The organism is Roseovarius tolerans (assembly GCF_900109855.1).
GTDB lineage: Bacteria > Pseudomonadota > Alphaproteobacteria > Rhodobacterales > Rhodobacteraceae > Roseovarius > Roseovarius tolerans.
This window is the reverse complement of sequence record NZ_FOBO01000036.1, coordinates 1-6,522: the sequence shown is the minus strand read 5'-3', so window position 1 is coordinate 6,522 and position 6,522 is coordinate 1. Positions and strand designations below refer to the sequence as shown.

At 65.8% G+C, this 6,522-nt stretch carries 8 protein-coding genes and 1 pseudogene; 7 read left to right on the top strand and 2 right to left on the bottom strand.

Features of this window, described 5'->3' with window-relative positions:
- Positions 1–87 precede the first annotated feature (87 nt).
- Together BMX04_RS18685 and BMX04_RS18680 are read left to right on the top strand one after the other, a co-directional pair.
- Positions 88–495 (top strand): annotated as a pseudogene (locus BMX04_RS18685) (AzlC family ABC transporter permease); the annotation flags it as partial.
- Positions 492–821 carry an AzlD domain-containing protein gene (locus BMX04_RS18680; RefSeq protein WP_074788348.1) on the top strand — a complete coding sequence of 110 codons (330 nt, stop codon included), beginning with the start codon at positions 492–494 and terminating at the stop codon, positions 819–821. The pseudogene BMX04_RS18685 and the gene BMX04_RS18680, both read left to right, overlap by 4 nt.
- A 63-nt stretch (positions 822–884) precedes the next feature.
- Here BMX04_RS18680 and BMX04_RS18675 read toward each other — a convergent pair whose 3' ends face one another.
- Entirely contained in the window at positions 885–1,832 is a 948-nt protein-coding gene (locus BMX04_RS18675; RefSeq protein WP_074788347.1) for an L-threonylcarbamoyladenylate synthase, read from the bottom strand.
- Between the two features lie 136 nt (positions 1,833–1,968).
- Here BMX04_RS18675 and BMX04_RS18670 point away from each other — a divergent pair, with 136 nt between their 5' ends.
- From BMX04_RS18670 to BMX04_RS18650, 5 genes are read left to right on the top strand one after another with little or no spacing between them, the layout of a single operon-like run.
- Positions 1,969–3,687, top strand: coding sequence for an acyl-CoA dehydrogenase (locus BMX04_RS18670; protein ID WP_074788350.1), 1,719 nt, complete (start codon positions 1,969–1,971; stop codon positions 3,685–3,687).
- Positions 3,687–4,730: an MBL fold metallo-hydrolase gene (locus tag BMX04_RS18665; protein ID WP_074788346.1), complete on the top strand. Its 1,044-nt coding sequence runs from the start codon at positions 3,687–3,689 to the stop codon at positions 4,728–4,730. Before BMX04_RS18670 ends, BMX04_RS18665 begins: the two co-directional genes overlap by 1 nt.
- 16 nt (positions 4,731–4,746) lie before the next feature.
- The gene (locus BMX04_RS18660; RefSeq protein ID WP_074788345.1) at positions 4,747–5,199 is read left to right on the top strand and encodes a DUF6173 family protein; all 453 of its coding nucleotides are present in this window, start codon (positions 4,747–4,749) and stop codon (positions 5,197–5,199) included.
- Positions 5,200–5,259: 60 nt separating this feature from the next.
- Positions 5,260–5,424, top strand: a complete 165-nt coding sequence (locus BMX04_RS18655) for an aa3-type cytochrome c oxidase subunit IV (protein ID WP_420876418.1) — start codon at positions 5,260–5,262, stop codon at positions 5,422–5,424.
- Between the two features lie 35 nt (positions 5,425–5,459).
- Positions 5,460–6,071, top strand: coding sequence for a hypothetical protein (locus tag BMX04_RS18650; protein WP_074788344.1), 612 nt, complete (start codon positions 5,460–5,462; stop codon positions 6,069–6,071).
- A gap of 132 nt (positions 6,072–6,203) precedes the next feature.
- On the opposite strand, the gene BMX04_RS18645 is transcribed toward BMX04_RS18650, so the two are convergent.
- On the bottom strand, positions 6,204–6,522 hold a 319-nt coding region (locus BMX04_RS18645), incomplete at its 5' end, for a transposase (RefSeq protein ID WP_139194637.1).

Genomic DNA, 6,522 nt, shown 5'->3' with positions numbered 1-6,522 from the left:
GCTGCAAACGGATCTAATCCGTGCCTCAATCCACAATCAAGAACTCTGTCGCCTCAACATGTAGTCCCGCCGGAACAAAAGGGATAAGCCTTTGCCGCCTATTTCACGGTGGATCAGAGCTATGCCTGCGCCATCACCGCGTTCGAGCAGAACCCGGGCTGGAGCATCGCGCAGCGTCTGGCCTATTTCTTCGGGGTGGTCACGCCGATCTGTCCGCTCTGGTATCTCTTCACATTCGTCGGCGCACTTGTGGGCACCTCGATCCCGCAGGGTCTGGCGCTCGATTTCGCGCTGCCGATCACGTTTCTGGCGATGATCGGCCCGATGCTGCGCACCCCGGCCCATGTGCTGGCGGCGCTGGTCTCGGTCGTCACCGCACTGTGCTTTGCCTTTCTACCCTACAATCTCGGCCTGCTGGTCGCAGGCGTCGCGGGCATGATGACCGGCGCACAGGCCGAACTCTGGCTGGAGCGCCGCAAGGCGGCCCGCCAATGAACATCGAAACCGCAGACCTCTGGTTCGTGATCATCGCGCTTGGCCTCGGCAGCTTCGGGCTGCGCTTCGTCTTCACCGGGCTTGTCGGCAACCGTCCCTTGCCGCCCTGGCTGCTGCGCCACCTGCGCTACACGGCCGTGGCGGTCCTGCCCGGTCTTGTCGCGCCCCTCGTAGTCTGGCCCGCCGCCACCGGCGGCAGCCTTGATGCCCCGCGCATGGCCGCCGCCCTCGTTACTCTCGCCGTGGGCTATTTCCTGCGCAACGTGATCGTCGCCATCGTCCTCGGCGGGGTCACGCTCTATGGCGGTCTCGCCCTTCTCGGCTGACGGCTTCATCTTGCCAAAAATATTCCGGGGGAGTCGCGCCCGGCGCGACGGGGGCAGCGCCCCCTACTCTTTCGGGGCCGCCGCGCGCCGCAGCCGGTCGTTGATCGCCCGCCCCAGCCCGGTCTCGGGGATGGGCGAGACGGCGATGCCCTCGCCGCCCATCGCATCAAGCGCGTGCAGGTGATGAAAGAGATTGGCCGCAGCCTCGGTCAGATCTCCCGCCCGCGACAGGTTGAGATCGGCCTCGACCGGGCCAAACCCCAGCATTACCTCGCCCGGGCGCGGTGCCTCGGCCTCCAGCCGCACCTTTGCCCCCGGCGCGTAATGCGAGCGCATCTGCCCCGGCGCGCTCAGCGCCGCGCCTTTGGCCCGCCGGGCAATGGGCTGGTCCAGCGCTGCCTCCAACGCCTCGACCGGCACGCCGCCGGGGCGCAGCAACACCGGCTCATTCGCCAGCCCGAGGATGGTCGATTCCACCCCCACTGGGCAGGCCCCGCCATCGACCACCGCCTCGATCCGTCCGGCAAGGCCCGCCATCACATGGCCCGCCTCCGTGGGGCTGATCCGGCCCGAGGGATTGGCCGAGGGGGCCGCCACCGGCCCGCCGAACGCCTGCAACAGCGCGCGCGCCACCGGATGCGCGGGCACCCGCACCGCCAGCGTCGGCAGATCGGCGGTGACCAGCGGCGACAGCCCTGCGCCCTCGCGCAGCGGCAGAACCAGCGTCAGGGGCCCCGGCCAGAACGCGCTCGCCACGATCTCGGCCATGTCCGACCATGCGACGTATTCCCGCGCACGCGCCGCACTCTCCACATGCACGATCAACGGGTTGAAACGCGGCCGCCCCTTGGCCTCGAAAATCCGCGCCACCGCCAGATCGTCGCGCGCATCCGCGCCCAGCCCGTAAACCGTCTCGGTCGGAAAGGCCACGAGGCCACCGGTGCGCCAAATCTCCGCAGCGCGGTCAAATCCCGCAGCTTCGGCTTGCAATAGTTTGGTTGCATTTGGCATATACGTCCCCTGACCTGACGCCGCGTTTTGGTTGTCGTCCCGGCACCTTCGGCTACTCTAAGCCCTGCGCCGGGTTGATTACAGCCGTTCAGAACGGATGCCAAGACGCGCCAGAAACAGCAAAGGATGGATGGACATGCCCTATCGCGCGCCGGTCTCGGAGTATCAGTTCCTCTTCGATCACGTCATAGGCCTTCATCAGGTGACCGCGACCGAGCGTTTCGCCGAGGCGACCCCCGACATGACCGCCGCCATCCTCACCGAGGCGGGACGCATGTGCGAGGAGGTGCTCTATCCCCTGCAGCGCGCGGGCGACCTACACCCCGCGCGGCTGGAAAACGGCGTCGTGCGCACGCCACCGGGCTTTGCCGAGGGCTACCGCGCGATTGCGACAGGCGGCTGGGTGTCGATCAGCGCGCAGCCCGACCATGGCGGCATGGGCCTGCCGATGACCCTGACCACCGCGGTCAACGAGATGATGGCGGCGGCCTGCCTGTCGCTGCAACTCGCCCCGCTGATGACCCAGGGCCAGATCGAAGCGCTGGAGCATCACGCCAGCAACGAATTGAAGGCGCTCTACCTGCCCAAGCTGGTCAGCGGCGAATGGGCCGGCACGATGAACCTGACCGAGCCGCAGGCGGGCTCCGATGTGGGCGCGCTGCGCACCCGCGCCGAGGACAATGGCGACGGCAGCTACGCGATCACCGGGCAAAAGATCTACATCTCCTGGGGCGACAACGATTTCACCGAGAATGTCTGTCACCTCGTGCTCGCGCGCCTGCCCGACGGCGTGCCCGGCACCAAGGGGATCAGCCTCTTTCTGGTGCCAAAGCTCATCCCTGATGAGAGCGGCAATCCCGGCGCGCGCAACAGCCTCAACGTCGTGAGCCTTGAGCACAAGATGGGCCTGCATGGCAGCCCCACTGCGGTGATGCAATATGACGGCGCCACTGGATGGCTGGTGGGTGAGGCGCATCAGGGCATGCGCGCGATGTTCACCATGATGAACAATGCCCGCCTCGGCGTCGGCGGTCAGGGCATCGGCGTGGCCGAAGGCGCGTTTCAGCACGCGCTCGCCTATGCGCAGGACCGCAAGCAGGGGCATACCCCCGACAAGGACAATCCCGATACGATTATCGGCCACGCCAATGTGCGCCGCATGCTGGCCGGCATGAAATCCGAGATCTTCGCCGCACGTGCCATCGCCCTCGCCTGCGCGCAGGCCATCGACATGGAGACGGCGACCGGGGCCAAACACTGGGCCGCGCGCGCGGCCCTCCTGACGCCGATTGCCAAGGTCTGCGGCACCGAAACGGGCATCGGCGTGGCCAACACCGGCGTGCAACTGCATGGCGGCATGGGCTACATCGAGGAAACCGGCGCCGCGCAATACCTGCGCGACGTGCGCGTCACCGCGATCTACGAGGGCACCAACGGCATTCAGGCAATGGATCTGGTGGGCCGCAAGCTGATGGACGGGGGCGAGGCCGCCTTTGCCCTCATCGACGAGATGCAGGCGGCGGCAGAGGCGGCGCGCGGCGATCTGCCCGATCTGGCCGAATCCGTCTGGCAGGCGACCGAGAGCCTGCGCGAGGCGACCGACTGGATGCTGGCACAAGACGACATGGCCCAGCGCTTTGCCGGGGCGATCCCTTACTTGCGCGGCTTTGCCCGCATCCTCGGCGCGCATTTCCACCTGATGGCCGCGCAGGCCGAGGGCGGTGGTGGCGCGCGCACGCGGCTGGCGCGGTTCTTCATTACCCGCCTCTTGCCCGAGCATGCCGGGCATCTGGCGCATGCCACGGCGGGCGCTGCGGACCTCTACGCGCTCACCCCCGAGGATTTCGCAGCCTGATGGATGGCGGCGCGCATATCCGCCACCCGTGGCCCGAGCCGCCCGCCCAAGGCGAGGCGACCGAGGTCGCCCCCGGCGTGCTGTGGCTTCGCCTGCCGTTGCCGATGGTGCTTGATCACGTCAACGTCTACGCGCTCGACGAGGGCGACAGCTGGACGCTGGTCGACACCGGCATCCACTCCAAACGCAGCGTCGCCCTGTGGGAGGGAATTCTGGCGGGGCCCCTTCAGGGCAAGCCGGTCCGCCGCGTGATCCTGACCCACCATCACCCCGACCATATCGGCATGGCGGGCTGGTTCATGGAACGCTTCGGCGCCGATCTCTGGGCCTCGCGCACAAGCTGGCTTCTGGCGCGGCTGCTGATCCTCGATGTCGAGGAGCGCCCCACCCCGCAGGCGCTCGCCTTCTCCCGCGCGGGCGGGATGGACCCGGAGATTTACGAGCACCGCAAGCACGAACGCCCCTATAATTTCGCCGATATCTGCGCGCCGATTCCGGTGGGCTATACAAGGATGCAGGAGGGCGACGTGATCCGCGCAGGCGGGCGCGACTGGGATGTGCGGATGGGCGGCGGGCACGCGCCCGAACATGTCACGCTCTGGTCGCGCGACGACAATCTGGTCCTTGCGGGCGATCAGATCCTGCCCGGCATCAGCCCCAATATCGGCGTCTACCCGACCGAACCGCTGGCCGATCCGCTGTCCGACTGGCTGGCCGCCTGCGACCGGCTTGCGGCGCATGCCCGCGACCATCATCTGGTACTGCCAGGCCACAAGCTGCCCTTCACCGGCCTGCCCCTGCGCATGGCGCAACTGAGCGGCAATCACCACGCCGCCCTCGACCGGCTGCGCGCCTTCCTCACCGAACCGCACACCGCCGCCGACTGCTTTGCGTTGCTCTTCAAGCGCCGCATCGACCGTGGCACCTACGGGCTCGCGCTGGTCGAGGCCGTTGCGCATCTCAACCATTTGCTGCACGCTGGCGAGGTCACCCGCTGGTGCCGCGATGACGAGGCCTGGCTCTGGCAAATCAAGGACGCGTAGCCGGGAGGAGACCCCGATGGGTAACGAGATCGACACCAGCGCCGAACATGCCGAAGCCGCCGCAATGCCGCGTGCCCACGAGGTGCATTCCGACCCCGACCAGCCCTGTATCGAGACCGCCGCCAAGTCGCTCTCGCAAAAGCCGGTGGATGGCAAGAGCGCCGCGCAATGGGCGTATGAACGGCTGATCCTCTATATCCAGAATTTCGAGAAGACCCTGGACGAGGAACACGAGGTCGCGATGGGATTCGCCGGGGGCGATGCGGGCGTGATCCGGATCGAGGGGATGGGCTATTTCGATCCCGACATCATCACCTTTTACGGGCAGGATCAGATGGGCATGCGCACGCAGCTTGTCCAGCATGTCAGCCAACTCAACGTGATGCTGCGCGCCCTGCCGAAGAAGGCCCCGGCCGAGGCCCCGACGCGCATTGGTTTTCGCCTCGCGCAGGATCTCGAACAGGGCTGAGATATGTGACAGCTTGGGGCGTGACAGGCTGTGGCAAATGCAGTAATGACGAGCCGAAACATGGGTTCAGCGAACAAGGGAAAACGCGACATGGCCGAGCACAAGCATGGTGAGATGAATACCGACGTTCAGGAAAAGACATTCGAGGGCTTCATCAAGGCCGTGACATGGTCGGTGGTTGTGATCGTCGGCCTGCTGCTGTTCATCGCGGCGGTCAACGGCTGATCCAGCCGCCCCCGAACGCGCGCGGGAGAGATGTGATGCGGTCATTGGTACTGGCGCTTGGCGCCATGGTGTTTCTTGCGGGCTGTGCGACAGAATCTGTCTGGGCGCCGGATGATGCGGTGGCGCGCGCCGCCTACCGGCATGACGGCCCGCCACGCCTGACGGTCTATACGATGATCAACAACAATTCCGGCGGGGGCGCGCATACCTCGCTGATGATCAACGGCTCGCAGCGGGTGATCTTCGACCCCGCAGGCAGTTTCAAGCACGACACCATCCCGGAGCGCAACGATGTGCTCTTCGGCATCACCCCGCCGGTCGAGGACGTCTATACCCGCTATCACGCGCGCAAGACCTACCATGTGCAGATCCAGCGCCTCGACGTGTCCCCGGAACTGGCCGAACGCGCGATCCAGCTTGTGAAGGCCAACGGCCCGGTGCCCTCGGCGCAATGCTCGCTGGCGACCTCGCGCATCCTCGGAGAGTTGTTACCCGGCCAGATCCGCTCCTCATGGTTCCCGCGCAAGACCGCCGAGGATTTCGGCAATATCCCCGGCGTGACCGAGGAAAAGCTCTATGAATACGACGGCGACGACAATTCCAACGTCCTCGCCGCATGGGACCCGGCCCGCGCCAAGGCGCAGTGAGGCCAGTCTTTAACGGCGCAAAAGATTGATCCGGAGCGGCGGACCGGCATTCTGGTGAAAATGGTCTTGAGCGAAACTCCGATTGAAGCACCATGCGCGGCTCAGGTCAACGGAAGCTAGAGCGGGTTGCGTTCAATCAGTTTCATAGCCTGCGGCCTTGAAGAAGTTGTAGCACTCTTCCTCAGTGAAGAGATCGCAGACATTGCCAACGACCCGCCAAAGGTCATCGTATGTCCGTGCGGCGGCCCGCCGGATCAACGCCTTGAGCTTTGAAAAGGCCATTTCAATGGGGTTCAGATCCGGGCTGTAGGGCGGCAGGAAGAGAAACCATGCACCGACCGAACGCATGGCATCTGCGGCCTTGGGGCTTTTGTGGGATGACAGGTTGTCGAGAATGATCACATCGCCGGCTTGCAAGGTTGGGGCCAATTGGGTCTCGACATAAAGCTCG